A 16,501-nucleotide genomic window follows, 5' to 3' on the forward strand; every position below is an offset into this window, starting at 1 on the left:
GGCGGACCGACTCCTTGCGAGTCTCCTGCCTAGTCCTGCTCATCGAACGCACCTCCTGACAGCTCTTCGCGGGCGGTTTCGCGGTTGAGTTGGATCTCGCGACGGATGTTGGCGGCGAGCCAGGATTCGCCGGGGGTGTGGCCGTGTCCGGCGTAGATCCAGTGGGCGAGGGTCAGGGTCGTTGCCTCGCTGTCGTCGGGGTCGGGCAGGCCGAGGGCTTGGCGTTGTTGGGCGGCGCGGTAGTCGGCGCGTACCTGGCGGAGGGCACCGAGGGTGGTGGAGTAGCGGCGGGACTTGGTGGAGAAGTGACCGCGGAAGCCGAGCATGTGGGCCCAGTCGCGGAGCTTGCGGTCCGGGTAGAGCGGGTGGAGGTCGAGGCAGGCCTTGATGAGCCGGCGGGGGTGGTCGGGCACGCCCAGGAGGACCAGGGCCTCCTTGTTGCCGATGCGGCGGTCGACGGTGCCGGTGGTTTCGGCGGCTTTGGTGGCGTACTTGGCGACGTAGGACGCCACGGCCGCTTCGGTGATCTCTTCGCCGTCGCCGAAGGCGCGGATGGGGCGGACGTCGAGCTGGGTGCCCCACCGCAGCGTGCGGGCGGGTTGGTCTCCGGCCGGGGGAACGTCGACCGTGACGCGGGCGGCTGCTGCGTGGATCGCGTCGGTGAGGAGGTCGAGGGTGGCCCAGGGCGGCGGTGGGGAGTCGGGCCCGTCGGGTCCGTCGGGTCCGTCGAAGCGGATCACGGCGTGGAAGTGCACGGCGCCGCGCTTTTGGTACTCGGCGACCTTGCCGAAGGAGACGCGGGACTGTTCGCGGGCGTCCTTCTGCGTGAGCCCGGCCCGCTTGGCGATCTCGCGGCGCAGGTAGATCGTGAAGTAGCGCCACAGCTCGGAGGCGTGGTTGTTCCACAGAACGGCGCCCGCGTAGTCGTACGACTCGGGGTCGAGCGGGGTGCCGAGTTCCGGAGCGTCCTCGGCGTGCCGGACGCCGCAGCGGCAGGGCCGGTTACCAGGGCGGTTGTGGACCGGGCCGAACGAGGGCGCGGTGAGAGTGGCGAAGACCCGCGGGTGACTCCGGATCGTGTGCGGGGTGCCCTTGTCGGGGTCGCCGACGAGTCCGGCCCGGATGAGGTGGTAGGTGTCGCCGGCGTAGGTCCAGGCGCAGGCCGGGCAGCGGGAGGCACGGCGGTTGCCGCAGGCGATGCGGAGCCGTCCGCCGGGCTCGGTGTCGGTGGAGTAGTGGTGGAGGACCTGCCCGGTGGCCTTGTCGCGGGTGACGGTGGCGCCTTGGAGGTGGATCGGGTCGGTGCAGCCGCCGGTGCGGCGGATCTGTTCCTGGATGCGGTCGAAGCCGGTGGACCCGGCCAGCCTCAGCAGATCGGTGAGGGTGGTCGGGTCCAGGCCCGCCTTGGTGGCGGTGTCGGTCACGCGGCCACCTCCACTGCCGTGGGCAGGACGGCGCCGAGGACGGCGGTGGCCATGGGGGCCGGGACGGCGTTGCCGATCTGTTCGAACTGCTTGGTGCGCGAGCCGGCCCACGGGTAGTCGGTGGGGAAGCCCTGGAGGACGGCGGCCTCTTCGACGGCGAGGCGGCGGATGGGTGTGCCGTCGATGTCGATCCAGGAGACGTCGTTGAGGGCCTTGCCGAACAGCAGGGTGGGGGCGGGTTGGTCGAGGCGGCGGCGGGTGGCGGCCGGGCGGTTGCCGACCTTGAGGAGCCAGGACCGGGCGCGGCCGGTGATGGCCCAGGAGGGGCCGGTGGTCGGGAAGGTGCTGCCGCCGGTGGTGTGGTTCCCGCGGGTGACGACGACGGCGGGAGGGCAGCCCAGGACGTCGAGCATGGTCCGCCACGTCGGGAGTCCGTCACCGAAGAGGTCGGCGGGGGTGCCGCCGTCGGCGTGGGTGGGTTCCGGAGGCAGGGCGGGCCGGGTGAGGGAGGCGAGGAGGAAAGCGCGGCGGCGGGTCTGGGCAAGGCCGAAGTCGGCGGCGTTGAGGACGCCGGTCCAGGTCGAGTAGCCGACCGCCCCCAGGAGGCGGGCGGTGTGCTCGAACAGCGGGAGTACTGCGGGGACTTCCTCCAGGGCGATCCAGTCGGGCCGTAGGGCGAGGGCGTAGCGCAGGGGTTCGACGACCAGGAGCGACCGCGGGTCGCTGCACGCCTGCCGAAGGGCGCTGCGGGTGTCCCTCCCGCGGGCGAGGTCGTCCAGGGCCTGGTGGCACAGGGGCAGGTCGGTGTTTCCGGCGCGCAGGCCGGCGGCGCTGAAGGTCTGGCAGGGCGGGGAGCCGATCAGCCCAGTCACCGTGCCGAGGAGAGGCGTGGTGGGGTAGGCGGCGACGTCGGCGCGGATGGTGGTGTGTCCGGCGGCGGCGCGGGTGGCGCACACGGCCGGGTCGATCTCGATGCCGACCTCGGTCAGGCCGAGTTCGCGCAGTCCCTGGGACCAGCCGCCGGGGCCGGCGAAGAGGTCGAGGACGGTCATGGCCGTCACTTCCCGGCGCGGGCGTAGGCGGCGGGGGCAGTGTGGCCGGTGCCCTTGCAGGTCGGGCAGGCGACGGTGAGGGTGGTGCGGGTGCCGTCCGGGTGGCGGGTGCCGGTGGTGATGGCGGCGGTGGCGAAGCCGTCGCAGTCGCGGCAGACGCGCGTGTTCTGGGCGTACTCGGGCATGATGAGGGTCCCCTTTCGGGTCCGTTGGATCAGGAAGGTGGAGCCGTCCGGGGCGGCGGATCTTTGGCGAGAGAGCCGCCCCGGACGGGCGTTACTTGCGGCGGTTGCGACCGCGCGGGATGGGCGGGATGGAGTCGTAGGCCTCCTGGCCGGCGCGGAAGTCGCTGAGGTCGGTCGCGTCCTTGTCGGCGCCGATCTGGCGCATGATCCGGTTCATCGCCTTGGTGTCGCGGTGGCGGCGGGCGATGGCGTAGTCACGGCCGAGTTCGACCATGGCCTCGTTGCGTGCCGGTTCCGGGTTCGACTTGCGGCTGAAAAGCCCCATGTCAGTGCTTCCTTTCGGCGTTGAGGAGGGAGCGGAGGACGACGGCGCACACGGCCACGGACGTGGCGGTGATGGCGACCGCGAGGAGCATGGAGACCAGGACCGCGCCGACGACGAGGACCACGGCGCCGCCACCGGCCGCGAGGGCGAGCGCACTGCCGGGGGTGAGCCGCACCGTCGGCCGGTTCGAGACCGGGGCGACCGGGGCCGGGGCCGGTGCGGCGGGTACGGGGCCGGCGACCGAGGAAGTACTGGTCGGGGGCGGTGCGGTGTCCCGCGCCGGGTACTTCGGGGTGAACATGATCGGTGTCCCTTCGGGTTACTTGACGAGGCTGTCGACGGTGGGGCTGAGGAAGGTGTCGGCGACGAGGTAGCCGCCGAGGAGGAGCACGACGACGAGCCACCACGGCGGGCGGGCGAGCTTGACGCCGAGCCATCCGACGGCGAGCAGGGCGAGCCAGAGCGGGACGTCCATGGCGGGTGTCTCCTAGGCCTTGCAGCGGTGGGTGCGGGCGGCGAGTTCGGCGGCGGCGCGGTCTTGGTAGTCGCCGGAGAAGCCGCAGCCGGGGGCGGTGCAGGCGGCGGTGTGGCGGTCGCGGCCCCGGCCGTCGTAGTACGAGGCGACCTCAACGGGGCCGATGCGGATGCGGTCGCGGAAGCGGCGATAGACGCTCACGGGTGAACCTCCTTTCAGATCAGGCGAGTTGGAGTTGTGCGGCGATCGCTGCGGTCATGTCACCGGGCAGACCGAGGCGGGCCGAGAGAGCGTCTGTGGGCATCTCGGTGCCGGTGGAGGCGCGATGTGCGTCGGCGATCTTCCGGGCGTGGTCCAGCAGCGCGGCAGGGATGACCGGGGCGGGAGCCGGCTGCGGTGGTGCGGGGGCCAGCTCCGGGACAGGGTCCGGCTCGGGTGCGGGGGTGTCGGTGCGGTGCATCTCGACTTCCGCCGCAGGCTCTTGTTCGTCCACAGGCTGTGCAGGGGCGGCCGGTTCGGCGGGTGTGTGGACCAGGAGGGTTCCACCGAGGAAGGCCAGCGCGGGCCAGCCGGCGACCAGGATGCGCAGCCAGGCCGGCACATCGTGCAGATCCAGGAGTCCGGCAGTGGCGACGTTGGCGCCGAGCGACGCGGCCAGCGCGATCACGAACCAGGTCCAGGCCGAGCGGTCATGGCGAGCGGTCCGCAGTCGACGCCAGGCGGCGACCAGGAGCAGGTCGACGGAGACGGGGTAGGCCCAGGCCTTCCAGCCGGACTGTCCGGCCGCTTCCGCCAGGTCATGCAGGTGAGCGAAGGACAGCGCACCGGCGATCACGGCTTGGACCAGGACGGCATCCGGGCGGATCGAGCGGGACATGAGGGGCACCTCCCTTCCGGGTTGGACCGGGGCGAGCGGGGGACGCCCAGCCCCGGCAGGTTCAGTCGGTGGGGGCTTCGCCGCTGCCCAGGCAGGTCAGGCAGAGAGCGGCTTGCCGGTCGTCGGTGGGGCGGCCCTTGCGGGCGCCGACTCGGACGGTTTCGGCGGTCTCGCCCTTGCCGTCGCAGTCGGGGCACTTGGGCGGCGTGGGCGCCGGGCGGCGGGTGCGCTTGCCGGTGGTGGCCACGGTCGTCAGACCTCCAGCCGGGGATAGGTGTGGCCGGCGGGCGGGTAGGTCCCGGCGGCGCGGTCGGTGAACTCGGCGGCGAAGGCCTCACTGAGGACCGTGGTGAAGGCGTCGTGGCCGGGGTGGAAGTGCAGGTGGTTGAGGAGCGTCTCGTACAGGACCCCGAGCCGGTTGGCGTCGTCGCGTTCAGCCGGGCTGTACTCGGTCCAGTGCTTGCGGTGCATCGGTGTCCTCCCGGTTTGCGGCATGGCGGGGGTAGGGACCTGGCGCGAAGGCGGTCGCGCCGACCGGTGGAGCGGGAAGGTCAGTCGGTGACCGGGGAGGGCTTGACCAGCGAACGAACCGGCGCCGACGACTCGACGGGCACAGGAGGCCGGAACGGATCGAGCACAGGGAGATCCGGCACGAGGTGGGCGTACCGCCGGCAGGCTTCGACGACTTCGCTGCGGGTGGTGTGCGGGGTGCGGATCTTCGACCAGCCGCCCGAGGAGTCGGCCGCAACGGCCGTGCCGGGGCGGTTCATCGGGATCAGGCTCGCGGCCGGAACCGCATCCGGGGCGACGTCCGCAAGGCCCATTTCGGCGGTCTGCTTGTCGTTGACGCGGTGCACGACCCGACCGGTGAGCTGAGCGCGCAGCATGGTCGCGCCCTTGCCCAGGTCGGAGCCGAAGCGCTGGCCGCAGATCTCCAGATAGATCCCGACCGCTCGGGCCATCTGCGCCAGCCGGATCAACGCGGTCACGATCCGCTCGCGGCGCTCCTCATCCTTACGCGAGGAGATCAGAAACAGCTCGGCGACCTCGTCGACCAAGACCACGATCGGCACCGGCCGCAGGTGATCGGACAGCTCCCACACGTCCGAGACGCCGTGCCGGCTCAGCAGGTCGAAACGGTCCTCCATCTCGGCGACCAGCACCGCGAGGAGCGAGGCGGCATCATCGGGGGTCGTGACCAGCGCCGACAGGCGGGGCGCGAAAGCGGACTGTTCCACCCCGCGCTTGCAGTCGACACCGACCAACGCCACCGGGAGCTGCGCGAGCCCCTTGATCAGGTTGCGCTGATACATGGACTTGCCCGACTGGTTCGCCCCCAGGGTGAGCGCCATGGGCGCCTTGAGGTAGTCCCGCTCGAACGCGGTCCCGTCCTCCCGCAGTGCGACCGGCACCACCATGTCCCGCGGGACAGCCCCACGAGGCATCCTGACCCGGCGCAGCACGTCATAGCCGGTCATCCGCAGTTCGACGAACCCGGGCCGGGTCTCCACCACGGTCACCGAGTGCACACCCCACGCGTGACGCAGCCGCTCGGAGGAGGCCACCACGTCCGCCGGTTCCAGGCCGGCGGGAAGCCGGAGCGTCACCCGCAGACCGGTCGAGGTGCCCCGGATCCGGCGGATGCGCGGGGGAACCGGCTGGACCTCGCGACGTGCGACGTTACGGGTCATGAACGCCCGCAGCCCCGACGGCTGCACCGTCAGCCCGCACACGTCCATCGTCGAACGGTAGGTGAGGGCGAACCGCCCCCAGGTAACCGGCAGTCCGACCAGCGACCAGTACACGCGCGGGGCGCGGTACTTCGCGTATCCGAGACCGCCGGCGGCGCCTAACGCGCCCGTGGCCTCCAGCCACATCGTCAGGTCAGCCATGATCAGGCCGCCGGGACGATCGCGACCGCGCGGAACGAGATGCCGTGCCGCTTCTGGCCGTTGAACTCGTTCTCCCAGTCACGGGCCTTGAGTCCGGTCACCCGCACCGGCATCCCCGGCGCCAGCCCCTCCGGAAGACCCGTCTCCGGGATGGTCACCTGGTACAGGTTCCCCTCACCCTCGTCCGAGACCAGCAGGCCCACCGTCGACAGCGGCGCGCTGCTCTCCCGGTCGATGGCCCGCTCACCTGTCTTGGCGTTCGCCAGCTTCGGCGTCGGCGCGGTCGCCACGAACACCACAGCGGTCGAAAGGTCGATCTTGAAGGACGGCATGAACTCGTCTCCGCGGCATGGCAGTTGGCCACCCAGACACTCCAGGTAGCAGCTTCACTACGACCGTACTCACAGAAAAACTGCGAGTCAAGAAGTTCTGCTACTCGCAGGAACTCTGAAGTCCTGAGAGACTGACTGCGACTGAGAGGAGTGCACAGATGAGCGAGGGATTCGGCCTGGTCGTCCGCTTCACGCTGCGCGACGAGAAGGCGGCAGCAGAGTTCGACGAGCTGTGTTCGCGCACGTTGGAAGGCATCAAGGCCGACGAGCCAGGCACGCTCGCCTACGTCACCCACACGCCCGAGGGTGAGCCCTTGGTGCGGGTCTTCTACGAGCTGTACACCGACCGTGCGGCGTTCGATGCACACGAAGAACAGCCGCACACCAAGCACTTCCTTGCCGAGCGCGAGCAGTACCTTGCCGGTGTCGAGGTGACGTTCCTCGACGCGATCGCGGGGAAGGTGGCAGTTCAGCAGTGAGTTCCGAGGAGCGGCGCGTCTTCGGCGCGCGAGTGGCGGAGCTGCGCAAGCAGCGCGGCTTGACCCAAGGCGAGCTGGCTGCGGCGATCGGACGCACGTCGAGCTGGCTCTCCCAGGTGGAGCGGGGAATCCAGCCCGTCAATCGCCTTGACGTGCTGCGTCTGCTCGCCGACGGGTTGGGCGTGCCGCTCCAGGTTCTCCAGCCGGATGCGCCCCAGCCTGCGGAGCAAGAGCCGGCAGCTCAGGCCGAGACGAACGACCTGGACCAGGCCCGCCTCGTTCTCTCAGGCCATCCGGCAGTCGACATCCTGCTGAGCCCGCGTGAGGACTTCAGGCCGAGCACCATGCAAGACCTTCGCGAGGCAGCGGAACGGATTTGGGACCTCACGCACACCGACCAGTTCGCTGAGCTCAGCGCGGCTCTGGGCCCATTGGTTCCCCGCCTCGAACGAGCCTGCCGAACCGCTCCCGAGGAGTACCGAGCAGAGCTGCATGGTTTGACCGCGCGCATCTACCAGGCACTCGCAGCCGCCTTTGTGCGGCAGAACGAGGCGGACGCAGCGTGGGTCGCAGCAGACCGCGCGATCCGCGAGGCCGAACTGTCCGGCGAGCCCCTGGGCGTCTTCGCCGGCATTTACCGGCTTGCCCATGCCTTCGTACGGCTCAAGCACCTTGACCAGGCCGAACATGCCACGGCCACGGCCGTGAACGCCCTACAGGCCTACGTAAAGGATCACGAGCCCACACCTCAGCACCTTTCTGTGCTGGGTTCTCTGCACCTCATGCTTGCGCTCGTACACGCGCGAGCCGGCGAGAGATCTGCCGCCCGCGGGCAGATCGAGAAGGCCCGGAAAGTCGCTCACCAGCTCGGTGAAGACCGCAACGACTTCAACCTGGAGTTCGGGCCGACCAACGTCGAGATCCAGGCCGTGTCGACAGCCGTAGATCTAGGGGACGCAGGTGAAGCGCTGGATATCGGCGACTCACTCGACGCCAGCAGTTTGTCGATCGAACGGCAAGCGCGTCTGCTTATGGATCTGGGGCGGGCCCACGCGCAGCGGCGGCACTTTGGGGATGCCTTGAGCTGTCTACTCGCCGCTGAAGAGCTGGCCCCCGAGATGATCCATACGCACATCGCGGCCAGGGAAGTCATCAGGGAACTGATGCTCGTCGCTGGGCGAGCAGCATCGGACGAGCTGAGGGCTCTTGCAGAACGGACCGACGCGCTGGGCTGAGACGTCGCCGACCACCTTCAGGACTTCAGCCAGTTACGGCGGCGACGTGCGACGGCGAAGATCTGCTCGACCTGCCCCGGTGTGAACTTGCCAGTGACAGGGCCAAGCGCTGCCACGTCCCGTTCCTGGTAAATCCGGACGCTGTACTGGGTCGCAGCACGATCAAGGGACGCGATGCCGACGAATACAAGGGCCGGTTCGACTGGGACAGCAAAGTTGCAATGCCGCTCAAGCACGCCTTGGGCGTAGGCAGCCTCAGCCAGGCTCGCGACGGCGTACGGAACCGGCTTGCCGCCATTGATCTTGGCCATCGTGTCGCCGACCCAGACCGCAGCACCAGGGTGGGTCTTGGTGTTCATGCTGAACACACCGCCAGGGCCGATCAGCAAGTGATCGATGTCGCCGCCGTTGCTCTTGGGTACGCCATGCAGAACGCGCCAGCCATGAGCGGCCAGCCGTTCCAACTCACGGCCTACCCGCCTCTCACCTTCCAGGCCGGTGTACCAGCTGTCCCATTCCGATGGCCGACGCAGCAACTTCGCTCGCAGCCTTTGGGTGGGCGTGGGTCCTCGCTCAGCAATGAGCCCGAGCACACCTGCGCCAGGGCGGTTGCGTGCCAGGTCCTCGCTGGGAGCCGGATCGGGAAGCCTCGCCGGCGGCTGCCGACGCACAGGGTTACTCGGCGGAACAGGGCGTTTGCTTGGCGGCGAAGGGGTGAATCCCGAAGCGCCGGGGGACGCCACTGGTGAGGAGCCGACTGTGATCCCGTCGCCAAGGTGCCGACGCAGGAGGGCTAACGCCTCGTCCCGGTACCTCTGGACCTTGATCGTGACCACCTTCGTAGGCCGGTCCGCCCACGCCACAGTCGTCCCGTCCGGAAGGTTCACGTAGAGCCGATCCTTGCCGTGCCGCCTCCACGGATTCACCGTGAGATCACTCATGGCCTGCCCCCGACCCGCCAAGTGTGCCGTCCCCAACGCATATGGCAGCAGCAAGCCACCAAGTCGACAAGAGCGCCCCGCGAACATGGCTTGTTACAGGTTTCTCTACCTCATCAAGCCCCGGCTGCGCTCCGCTCCGCCGGGCGCGCTTCCCGGCTCCGCTCCGCGCGACGCTCCTGCCTTCGGCCCGCTCCGCGCGGGCTGCGCCGACGCGCGCCCACATGTGGATAGGCCGATGGCCATGAGTCGATCACCACACATCGCGGCCCACGCTCAAGACAATGCCTCCGGCGGGGGATCGGCCGGCACCGGGATGGAGGGGGCGCCGCCGCCGACTGCGGGTCCGTGGGTGGCGTGCGTGGTGGGCTCCCATCCCGTCCACCGCCGACCCAGGCAGAGCCGAGCAGACGCGGCCCATGGCGTCCAGGTCGTTCGTACAGTGGCGCGCTCCACCTGGACGCCATGAACCACGCCCGCTCCACGGTGTGTGGGTCGACGGCGGACGGGATGGGAGCTGGGGAGGATCGTGGCTAAGACTTGCTTAACGGCCCCCCGACTCGCCTGCAAGCAACTCGACGTCGTACGCTGACAGCAGGTCTACCGGGATTCGTTCGAGTGAGGGGGCCGTGGCCCTCTGGACAGAGAAGCCACGATCCGATGCAATAGCACTCCTCCGGACGGCTCGATGCTCGACCGCGAGGGCAAAAGGAGGAGGGGTGAAAGGCCAGTGGCCGTCCACCCCTCACAGGTAAAACTGGCGTTAGATGGCGGCAACCATCAAACGCCTCAGTCAGGCAGTACGCGCCTGACTCAGCGTCCGGTAGGCGGCTTCGCCCTTGCGGTCGATGCACGGCGGGAACGTAGCGCCCGCCTCATGGAAGGTCGAAACGCCATACTGGTCCGTGTACACGCCGGTCGCCGGCACGCGCTGGCCCGTCTTCCACTCTCCGTTGGGACCCTTCGGTCCGTGTCGTCGATTCATGCTGTTTCTTCTCTTTCTGTGAGTGATTCGATGAACGTCGTTGATCTGAACACGCGGAGGGCCGCGACTCCGGACCATTCGACCTCCGCCACATGCAAGTGCGGCAGCGGCTGGTTCGAGCTGAAGGTTCCCGGCAGCACCAGGCAGGGAGCCGTCTGCATGCGCCCAGACGGAACGGTCTCGGGATACGCTGGACAACCTCATTGCATGGAGTGCGGGACTCCTTGGACTCCTCGGTAGAGATCCGCTAGTCCTCATCACCACCGCCTACGCCATGATCGCTTTCAGGGGCGTCAGTCACGGCCGACCGCAGCACCCATGATCGATCCGGCATGCGATCAACAAGCCCAGCCCTCAACGCGCGCTGGTAGATCATGTTGATGGCAGACTTCGGAGCCCTCCAGGTCGGGTCCACCCAGCCACGGCTCTTCCATTCGTCCGTGATCTCGCGCATACGCATCGGCCGTTGAGCTTCGGCCAAGATCTGTGCCGCCCGACGCAGGGACAGTGACGGCTCACCCCTTCTGCGCGCCCCACGAGTCCCGCGCAGGGGCTCCGCCGCGGACTCCTCGACAGCAGGCCGAAGTTCAGGAGTCCGGCCAGCGTCTCCCGGTTCGAAGATCTGCTTGAGCCCGTACACGACGGACCGCAGGTTGTGCACGCGTTCCTGCACCTCGCGAAGCTCAGCTTCAGCCTCCACGAGTTGGCGTTGCGCCACCCCCAACGCGTCCCGAAGTGCTTGGTTCTCTCCCATGCTCCGAAGGATACCACATCTGAACGCCATTGTGCATGGCAACGTTTAAACGTGCCGTTGGCGTGCAGGCCGCCATGTGCCTCGAAAGACGGGTCCTCAGCCTTGGAAAGTAAGGGACGGTCATCCGAAATCGGACATATCTTCACTAGGGCCAACACTAGCTGGATCGAACAAACGGGCGGCTCCGCTCCCCTGGAGGGCACTGAACGAGTGCAGGAATGAAGTTTCGAGTTCACCCGCATACGGTGGGTCGAGGCCGCAGGGCACACGCTGCTCCGTGCCCTTACCGTGCCCGTCAGACCGGGTACTCATACGGAACAACATGGGTCACCAGACGCCGCACATGACGAAGGCCCCTGACCGTTTGACCTGATCAGGGGCCGTTCTCACTGCTCACCACGCGGAGGCGGCGGGATTTGAACCCACGGTGACATCGCTGCCACGACGGTTTTCAAGATCACCTACCTGAGCACGCGGCTCAGGTCAGAGCGCTTCCTTGTTCTCCTTGGGCGCCTCTCCCGACTTATGTACTGGAGGCAAGACACTCCAGGGGAAGTTGATCCACTCGTCGGTGCGCTTCCAGACGTACTCGCACTTCACCAGGGAGTGCGACTTCTCGTAGATCACGGCCGAGCGGACCTCGGCGACGTGGTCGAGGCAGAAGTCGTGCACCAGCTTGAGCGTCTTGCCGGTGTCGGCGACGTCGTCGGTGATCAGGACCTTCTTGTCGGAGAAGTCGATGGCGTTGGGGACGGGCGCCAGCATGACCGGCATCTCCAGGGTGGTCCCCACGCCGGTGTAGAACTCGACGTTCACCAGGTGGATGTTCTTGCAGTCCAGCGCGTAGGCGAGCCCACCGGCGACGAACACCCCGCCACGGGCGATGGACAGCACGATGTCGGGCTCGTAGCCGTCGTCGGCGATGGTCTGCGCGAGCTCGCGGATCGCGACGCCGAAGCGCTCGTAGGTCAGGTTCTCCCGTACGTCGCTCATACCTGGGTCCTGTGGAAGTTGAGGAAGGAACGGGAGGCGGTGGGCCCGCGCTGCCCCTGGTAACGGGATCCGTACCGCTCACTGCCGTACGGGAACTCGGCCGGCGAGCTCAGCCGGAACATGCACAGCTGGCCGATCTTCATACCGGGCCACAGCTTGATCGGCAGCGTGGCCAGGTTGGACAGCTCCAGGGTCACGTGCCCGCTGAAGCCCGGGTCGATGAACCCGGCCGTGGAGTGGGTGACGAGCCCGAGCCGCCCGAGGGACGACTTGCCCTCCAGCCGGGACGCGAGGTCGTCGGGCAGGGTGATGACCTCGTACGTCGACGCGAGCACGAACTCCCCGGGGTGGAGGATGAACGGCTCGTCGCCCTCCGGTTCGACCAGCCGGGTGAGGTCGGCCTGCTCGATGGCGGGGTCGATGTGCGGGTACCGGTGGTTCTCGAACACCCGGAAGTACCGGTCCAGCCGTACGTCGATGCTGGACGGCTGCACCATGGATTCGTCGTAGGGATCGATCCGTACCCGCCCGGCGTCGATCTCGGCCCGGATGTCCTTGTCTGAGAGAAGCACGCCCCGAGGATACGCAAGGCGCGCGGACCCGCCACAATCGTGACGACTCCGCGCGCTGGGCCTACCGCGTTTTGCACACGGCAGGTAACGGACGGTTACTGCTTCTGCAGGGTGACCGGCACGACGCTGCGCAGCCGCGCACACCGAGGACACCGCAGAAGCCGGCCCGGACCGAGCCGCTCGGCCTGCTGCATCGGGAACGAAGCGGTGCTGAACACGTGCCCATCGGCACAGCGGACGACGGTGCGTTCCATCAAGTCCCTTTAGTCCCTTCCCCAAGAGCCGCGTCACGCCTGGGTGGAATCCCGTGACGACGAAAGCCCACATTACGGGATGAAAGGGACGACCCTCCAGGCGGCACTCCGGCCCCATCGGGACCCTCTCCCACACCTCCACCGTACGCCCCAACTCCCGCCCCCCGCAGCCGCATCCCGCCCCTGAAACGCACTCAGACCCCACGGCTTCAGCACCGGGGGTCTGCGATGAGGTAGAGTGAGCGAGCATCGACACCGGCTCCTGTCGGCGTCTTACGCGGGTGTAGTTTAATGGTAGAACATCAGCTTCCCAAGCTGAGAGCGCGAGTTCGATTCTCGTCACCCGCTCCATGAAGAAGGCCCAGGTCATTGACCGGGGCCTTTTTGCTGTGCTGATTGGGTCAGTTGTGGCGTGCCAGACAGCTCGACGGGCCTCCCTGATGACACATCCCGAGCCGGCACCCGGCGGCGCCCAGGCGGACGGTGCTCCCGGTCACCCCCTCTCACCCAGGCCAGGCGTCGGCCATCGCGAGGAGCAACCCGCGCCCATGGGCGTCGGCGGCATCCGGCCGACGAAGGCGGACACGCCCCGGACATCCCGGGTTGTGGACCTCCACTCGCAGTGCGGTGCCCTCGCGGAACCACTCCACGCGCACGACCCACTTCTCGTCGGGCCGGCCGTAGAGGATCGCGTTGGTCACCAGCTCCGAGATCATCAGCGTGCAATCGTCGACCGAGCAGAGCGGGTTGTGCGGAGCGAGGAACTTCCGGAACCAGCGGCGGGCCCGCGGGACGGACTCCGGAGTCGGGCGTAACGCCATCGCCCCACGCCTCGGCCATTCCTCGCTCGGACAGCGGTCGATCAGGTAGGTCATCCGCACTCACTCCCGACCTCTCTAGAGAGGTCAACGGCTGCGCCGCGCTGCGTGGTGGGCGGAAGATGCGCACGGCTACAGGCAGCGAGCGAGCCCCAGACCTATGGCCTAGGCTCTCTAGAGAAGCGAGGAGGACGTCGGAATGGCCACCACCGACGACCGTCGGCCCAAGTACCAGCGGATCGCGGACTCCCTGCGCGAAGCGATCCGGTCCGGCGAGTACGGACCCGGTGATCGGCTCCCGGGAGAGAACGACCTCATGGCCACGTACGGAGTGGCCCGCATGACTGCCCGACAGGCCCTGAGCGTCCTGCGCGACGAAGGCGTCGTCGAAGCCCGCAAGGGTGCCGGCGTGTTCGTGAGGGCTTTCCGGCCGCTTCGACGCCGGGGCATCCAGCGCCCGGCGAGCGACCAGTGGGGCAACGGCCGTTCCATCTGGTCGGCGGACATCGAGAACCGCGCCCTTGAGGTCGACCAGGTCACCGTGTCCGAGGAAGAGGCACCCGATCGTGTGTGCGCCGTCCTGGACCTGGCCGACGAGGAGCTGGCCTGCGTGAGGCGCCGGCGCTTCGTCCTGGACGGCAAGCCGGTCCTGCTCGCGACGAGCTACCTCCCCTTGTCCCTGGTCACCGGATCGCCCATCACCCAGGAGGACACCGGACCGGGTGGCACGTACGCCAGACTCGCCGAACTCGGGCACGAGCCCGTTCACTTCCGCGAGGAGCTCCGCTCGCGCATGCCGTCGCAGGACGAGGCGGAACGACTGAGCATGTCCGCAGGTACCCCGGTCATCCTCATCTGCCGCACCGCCTTCACGGACCAAGGACGCCCTGTCGAGGTGAACGAGATGACGCTGGACGCCTCTTCGTACGTCCTGGAGTACGACTTCGCCGCGAGCGGGGGAACTGCTGGTCCTGGCAGGTGAGTTCATGGGGCGAGGACTCATCAGGAGTCGAGGACATCTGAAGCCCTTAATCGATCCCCGCGCAGGGGTGTCCGGTCACAATGGTGCCTTCGGCGGAGGATCGGCCGACACCGGGATGCAAGGAGCAGCGTGGCCCGGAGGAGACCTCGCGCCGCCGTGAGGACGACCTGCTGCGCGAAGAGGACCTGCACGACGAGGGGCTCTGACCAGTGCACGACTCGCCCACACCGTTGACTGGGATTACGCCGTTGGCGCGAAGCCTCCGGTCGGCCAGATTCCGGGCCGGCCCGACAGGGGAGACCCAACATCGTGGCAAACCGTGGAGCAGGAAACGTCATTCCGTACGAGGTACAGGGCAGCGGTCCGGAGAAGGTCATCGCACTCCACCACTGGCTCAGCGACAGGTCGAGTTTCGGCCATCTGCGGCAGCACCTGGACGGAGGCGCGTTCAGCTACGCGTTCGTGGACTGCCGTGGGTACGGCGAGGCGATGGACTTCCCCGGCACGTACACGATGGAGGAAATCGCGGCGGACGTCCTCGCCGTGGCCGACGACCTCGGCTGGGACACCTTCTCGGTCATCGGTCACTCCATGGGAGGCAAGGCGGCCCAGCAGTTGTTGCTGGACGCCCCCTCACGGATCCGCTCGATCATCGGCATCTCGCCCGTGCCGGCGTCCGGGTTCCCGCTCGAAGGGGAGATGTGGGAGCTGTTCGTCGGGGCCGTGGAGGATTCCGGCAAGCGCAGGACGATCTTCGAGGCCCTCACCGGCAGTCGGCACGACGACGCGTGGCTGGACGCCAGGGTGAACGGCTCGGAGCGCTCCTCGCAGGCGGCCCTGCGCGCGTACCTCGAATCCTGGACGCGCGGCCCCGATATCCACGAGCTGGTCAAGGGAAACGAGACGCCAGTTCTGGTAGTGGCCGGTGCGAGCGACCCGGCGATGGGCCCCGACACCATGCGGTCCACGTGGCTGCAGTGGTATCCGAACGCCGAGCTCGAGGTCTTCGACGACGCCGGTCACTTCGCTCCCGACGAAAGTCCGCAGGCCCTGGCAACGGCGGTCGAGAGGTTCCTCGGCCGCTAGAAGGCCAGCCGAGCGTACGGACTGCTGGGGCCCGCTCCGGCCGTCCCCGAGGTCACCGGAGCGGGCGGCGGCGGGCGGAGCGGCGGGTGCGCAGGGCCATGTAGAGGAGGTCTGCCACGAGTACCGCGATGCCGACGAAGAGGAGGAAGAGGAGTCCGTCGGCGACGGCCCCGATGAGACCCAGAACGATCGCGACGATGATCAGGACGAGGTCGACGTAGACGGATTCCAGTTCGCCGATCTTGTGGCCGCCGGGGTCCACCACGTCCTGGTTGCGCCACTCGCGGATGTCCGCTGTCTGGATCATGCCGCTCCTCCCTGCCCGGTCGTCGGTGCGGGAAGCGTGGCGACGAGGAGCTCGGTGGCCTGCGTGATGTTGTCGGCGTGGACCGCGCGGGCCATGGCCGTGCGGGCGGCATCGGGTTCCGTGTCCGGCGGCACCACCATCAGTGCGAAGTGGTCCTTGTCGCCACGGGTGATCAGGACGGTGTCGTCGCCGACGGGGAAGGAGTCGAGGTGGACGACCCGGTCGTCGATGACCAGCCGGGTCGGAATCTCGTCCCACGCGGTGGCGTCCAGGCCGACTCGGATGACGGGTCCGAGGTGCTCGGACAGGACGGACACCAGCGCGGGAACCTCCTGCTCCACCTCGCGCGTGCGCGGCCACCACGCCCCGTCGAGGACGCCCTGCCGGGAGTGCGTCGTCTCCAGCCGGAGCAGAGCCGTACCGGGGCGCACCGCCTGGTGGATCTCGTCCGGGAGGAGCAACGGGGGCGGGATGTCTGGGTCGGCCATGGTGGATCCGCTCGTCTGCGGGTGAGCTGCCGCGGCCGCCACGGCCAC

Annotated in this window: 23 protein-coding genes, 1 tRNA gene and 1 pseudogene; 6 read left to right on the forward strand and 19 right to left on the reverse strand. The window is 68.5% G+C overall.

All coding sequences use genetic code 11. From position 1 onward, the window contains the following. Window positions 1-29 precede the first annotated feature (29 nt). The 12 genes from repSA to RKD23_RS17950 all read right to left on the reverse strand — a co-directional run bounded on the left by repSA (window position 30) and on the right by RKD23_RS17950 (window position 6,562). Window positions 30-1,424 carry a replication initiator protein RepSA gene (gene repSA, locus RKD23_RS17895; RefSeq protein WP_424854572.1) on the reverse strand — a complete coding sequence of 465 codons (1,395 nt, stop codon included), beginning with the start codon at window positions 1,422-1,424 and terminating at the stop codon, window positions 30-32. After that, the gene (locus tag RKD23_RS17900; RefSeq protein WP_424854573.1) at window positions 1,421-2,476 is read right to left on the reverse strand and encodes a DNA cytosine methyltransferase; all 1,056 of its coding nucleotides are present in this window, start codon (window positions 2,474-2,476) and stop codon (window positions 1,421-1,423) included. The genes repSA and RKD23_RS17900 overlap by 4 nt, the downstream gene beginning before the upstream one ends. A gap of 5 nt (window positions 2,477-2,481) precedes the next feature. After that, complete coding sequence (locus RKD23_RS17905) at window positions 2,482-2,661, reverse strand: hypothetical protein (protein WP_424854574.1); 180 nt, start codon at window positions 2,659-2,661, stop codon at window positions 2,482-2,484. Window positions 2,662-2,752: 91 nt separating this feature from the next. Then, the gene (locus RKD23_RS17910; protein ID WP_424854575.1) at window positions 2,753-2,986 is read right to left on the reverse strand and encodes a hypothetical protein; all 234 of its coding nucleotides are present in this window, start codon (window positions 2,984-2,986) and stop codon (window positions 2,753-2,755) included. Window position 2,987: 1 nt separating this feature from the next. Further along, a complete protein-coding gene (locus RKD23_RS17915; protein WP_424854576.1) occupies window positions 2,988-3,287 on the reverse strand; it encodes a SpdD protein in 300 nt (99 codons plus the stop codon). A gap of 18 nt (window positions 3,288-3,305) precedes the next feature. Then, window positions 3,306-3,461: a hypothetical protein gene (locus RKD23_RS17920; RefSeq protein ID WP_424854577.1), complete on the reverse strand. Its 156-nt coding sequence runs from the start codon at window positions 3,459-3,461 to the stop codon at window positions 3,306-3,308. Between the two features lie 12 nt (window positions 3,462-3,473). After that, window positions 3,474-3,662 (reverse strand): mobile element transfer protein, encoded by a 189-nt coding sequence (locus tag RKD23_RS17925; RefSeq protein WP_424854578.1) that lies wholly within the window; start codon window positions 3,660-3,662, stop codon window positions 3,474-3,476. A gap of 19 nt (window positions 3,663-3,681) precedes the next feature. Further along, a complete protein-coding gene (locus RKD23_RS17930; protein WP_424854579.1) occupies window positions 3,682-4,338 on the reverse strand; it encodes a DUF2637 domain-containing protein in 657 nt (218 codons plus the stop codon). 61 nt (window positions 4,339-4,399) lie between these two features. Beyond that, a complete protein-coding gene (locus RKD23_RS17935) occupies window positions 4,400-4,585 on the reverse strand; it encodes a hypothetical protein (RefSeq protein WP_424854580.1) in 186 nt (61 codons plus the stop codon). Window positions 4,586-4,590: 5 nt separating this feature from the next. After that, complete coding sequence (locus RKD23_RS17940) at window positions 4,591-4,809, reverse strand: hypothetical protein (protein WP_424854581.1); 219 nt, start codon at window positions 4,807-4,809, stop codon at window positions 4,591-4,593. 80 nt (window positions 4,810-4,889) lie between these two features. Beyond that, on the reverse strand, window positions 4,890-6,230 hold the full coding sequence (locus RKD23_RS17945) for an FtsK/SpoIIIE domain-containing protein (RefSeq protein WP_424854582.1): 1,341 nt from the start codon (window positions 6,228-6,230) through the stop codon (window positions 4,890-4,892). 2 nt (window positions 6,231-6,232) lie between these two features. Then, window positions 6,233-6,562 (reverse strand): hypothetical protein, encoded by a 330-nt coding sequence (locus tag RKD23_RS17950; protein WP_424854583.1) that lies wholly within the window; start codon window positions 6,560-6,562, stop codon window positions 6,233-6,235. A gap of 158 nt (window positions 6,563-6,720) precedes the next feature. On the opposite strand from RKD23_RS17950, the gene RKD23_RS17955 reads away from it, so the two are divergent. Beyond that, on the forward strand, window positions 6,721-7,041 hold the full coding sequence (locus RKD23_RS17955; protein ID WP_424854584.1) for a putative quinol monooxygenase: 321 nt from the start codon (window positions 6,721-6,723) through the stop codon (window positions 7,039-7,041). Then, entirely contained in the window at window positions 7,038-8,276 is a 1,239-nt protein-coding gene (locus RKD23_RS17960; protein WP_424854585.1) for a helix-turn-helix domain-containing protein, read from the forward strand. Before RKD23_RS17955 ends, RKD23_RS17960 begins: the two co-directional genes overlap by 4 nt. Window positions 8,277-8,293: 17 nt before the next feature. On the opposite strand, the gene RKD23_RS17965 is transcribed toward RKD23_RS17960, so the two are convergent. From RKD23_RS17965 to dcd, 4 genes are all read right to left on the reverse strand, one after another. Beyond that, window positions 8,294-9,304 (reverse strand): NERD domain-containing protein, encoded by a 1,011-nt coding sequence (locus RKD23_RS17965; RefSeq protein ID WP_424854586.1) that lies wholly within the window; start codon window positions 9,302-9,304, stop codon window positions 8,294-8,296. Between the two features lie 1,142 nt (window positions 9,305-10,446). Then, window positions 10,447-10,953: an HTH domain-containing protein gene (locus RKD23_RS17970; protein WP_424854587.1), complete on the reverse strand. Its 507-nt coding sequence runs from the start codon at window positions 10,951-10,953 to the stop codon at window positions 10,447-10,449. 483 nt (window positions 10,954-11,436) lie between these two features. Further along, window positions 11,437-11,946: a phosphoribosyltransferase gene (locus RKD23_RS17975; RefSeq protein ID WP_424854588.1), complete on the reverse strand. Its 510-nt coding sequence runs from the start codon at window positions 11,944-11,946 to the stop codon at window positions 11,437-11,439. Further along, complete coding sequence (gene dcd / locus RKD23_RS17980) at window positions 11,943-12,518, reverse strand: dCTP deaminase (protein ID WP_404037469.1); 576 nt, start codon at window positions 12,516-12,518, stop codon at window positions 11,943-11,945. The genes RKD23_RS17975 and dcd overlap by 4 nt, the downstream gene beginning before the upstream one ends. A gap of 531 nt (window positions 12,519-13,049) precedes the next feature. Here dcd and RKD23_RS17985 point away from each other — a divergent pair. Further along, window positions 13,050-13,123 (forward strand) — tRNA-Gly (locus RKD23_RS17985). Between the two features lie 152 nt (window positions 13,124-13,275). Here the strand turns inward: RKD23_RS17985 and RKD23_RS17990 are convergent. Further along, window positions 13,276-13,647: an ATP-binding protein gene (locus RKD23_RS17990; protein ID WP_424854589.1), complete on the reverse strand. Its 372-nt coding sequence runs from the start codon at window positions 13,645-13,647 to the stop codon at window positions 13,276-13,278. Between the two features lie 142 nt (window positions 13,648-13,789). Between RKD23_RS17990 and RKD23_RS17995 the strand changes: the two genes are divergently transcribed. From RKD23_RS17995 to RKD23_RS18005, 3 genes are all read left to right on the forward strand, one after another. Beyond that, a complete protein-coding gene (locus RKD23_RS17995) occupies window positions 13,790-14,572 on the forward strand; it encodes a GntR family transcriptional regulator (RefSeq protein WP_424854590.1) in 783 nt (260 codons plus the stop codon). A gap of 80 nt (window positions 14,573-14,652) precedes the next feature. Beyond that, the gene (locus RKD23_RS18000) at window positions 14,653-14,778 is read left to right on the forward strand and encodes a hypothetical protein (RefSeq protein ID WP_424854591.1); all 126 of its coding nucleotides are present in this window, start codon (window positions 14,653-14,655) and stop codon (window positions 14,776-14,778) included. A gap of 103 nt (window positions 14,779-14,881) precedes the next feature. Beyond that, window positions 14,882-15,658, forward strand: coding sequence for an alpha/beta fold hydrolase (locus tag RKD23_RS18005; protein WP_424854592.1), 777 nt, complete (start codon window positions 14,882-14,884; stop codon window positions 15,656-15,658). 211 nt (window positions 15,659-15,869) lie between these two features. On the opposite strand, the pseudogene RKD23_RS18010 reads toward RKD23_RS18005, so the two are convergent. Continuing rightward, window positions 15,870-15,965: pseudogene (locus RKD23_RS18010) on the reverse strand (PRC-barrel domain containing protein); the annotation flags it as partial. Next, window positions 15,962-16,453 carry a DUF5994 family protein gene (locus tag RKD23_RS18015; protein WP_424854593.1) on the reverse strand — a complete coding sequence of 164 codons (492 nt, stop codon included), beginning with the start codon at window positions 16,451-16,453 and terminating at the stop codon, window positions 15,962-15,964. The pseudogene RKD23_RS18010 and the gene RKD23_RS18015, both read right to left, overlap by 4 nt. Window positions 16,454-16,501 lie beyond the last annotated feature (48 nt).

The organism is Streptomyces sp. SAI-170 (assembly GCF_049739565.1).
Lineage (GTDB): Bacteria > Actinomycetota > Actinomycetes > Streptomycetales > Streptomycetaceae > Streptomyces.

Bases quoted from the DNA above. Each gene is read 5' to 3' on its own strand.
- RKD23_RS17900 (WP_424854573.1), bottom strand. From the start codon at position 2,476: ATGACCGTCCTCGACCTCTTCGCCGGCCCCGGCGGCTGGTCCCAGGGA.
- RKD23_RS17905 (WP_424854574.1), bottom strand. From the start codon at position 2,661: ATGCCCGAGTACGCCCAGAACACGCGCGTCTGCCGCGACTGCGACGGC.
- RKD23_RS17910 (WP_424854575.1), bottom strand. From the start codon at position 2,986: ATGGGGCTTTTCAGCCGCAAGTCGAACCCGGAACCGGCACGCAACGAG.
- RKD23_RS17915 (WP_424854576.1), bottom strand. From the start codon at position 3,287: ATGTTCACCCCGAAGTACCCGGCGCGGGACACCGCACCGCCCCCGACC.
- RKD23_RS17920 (WP_424854577.1), bottom strand. From the start codon at position 3,461: ATGGACGTCCCGCTCTGGCTCGCCCTGCTCGCCGTCGGATGGCTCGGC.
- RKD23_RS17930 (WP_424854579.1), bottom strand. From the start codon at position 4,338: ATGTCCCGCTCGATCCGCCCGGATGCCGTCCTGGTCCAAGCCGTGATC.
- RKD23_RS17940 (WP_424854581.1), bottom strand. From the start codon at position 4,809: ATGCACCGCAAGCACTGGACCGAGTACAGCCCGGCTGAACGCGACGAC.
- RKD23_RS17945 (WP_424854582.1), bottom strand. From the start codon at position 6,230: ATGGCTGACCTGACGATGTGGCTGGAGGCCACGGGCGCGTTAGGCGCC.
- RKD23_RS17950 (WP_424854583.1), bottom strand. From the start codon at position 6,562: ATGCCGTCCTTCAAGATCGACCTTTCGACCGCTGTGGTGTTCGTGGCG.
- RKD23_RS17955 (WP_424854584.1), top strand. From the start codon at position 6,721: ATGAGCGAGGGATTCGGCCTGGTCGTCCGCTTCACGCTGCGCGACGAG.
- RKD23_RS17965 (WP_424854586.1), bottom strand. From the start codon at position 9,304: ATGTTCGCGGGGCGCTCTTGTCGACTTGGTGGCTTGCTGCTGCCATAT.
- RKD23_RS17970 (WP_424854587.1), bottom strand. From the start codon at position 10,953: ATGGGAGAGAACCAAGCACTTCGGGACGCGTTGGGGGTGGCGCAACGC.
- RKD23_RS17975 (WP_424854588.1), bottom strand. From the start codon at position 11,946: ATGAGCGACGTACGGGAGAACCTGACCTACGAGCGCTTCGGCGTCGCG.
- RKD23_RS17990 (WP_424854589.1), bottom strand. From the start codon at position 13,647: ATGACCTACCTGATCGACCGCTGTCCGAGCGAGGAATGGCCGAGGCGT.
- RKD23_RS17995 (WP_424854590.1), top strand. From the start codon at position 13,790: ATGGCCACCACCGACGACCGTCGGCCCAAGTACCAGCGGATCGCGGAC.
- RKD23_RS18000 (WP_424854591.1), top strand. From the start codon at position 14,653: ATGGTGCCTTCGGCGGAGGATCGGCCGACACCGGGATGCAAGGAGCAG.
- RKD23_RS18015 (WP_424854593.1), bottom strand. From the start codon at position 16,453: ATGGCCGACCCAGACATCCCGCCCCCGTTGCTCCTCCCGGACGAGATC.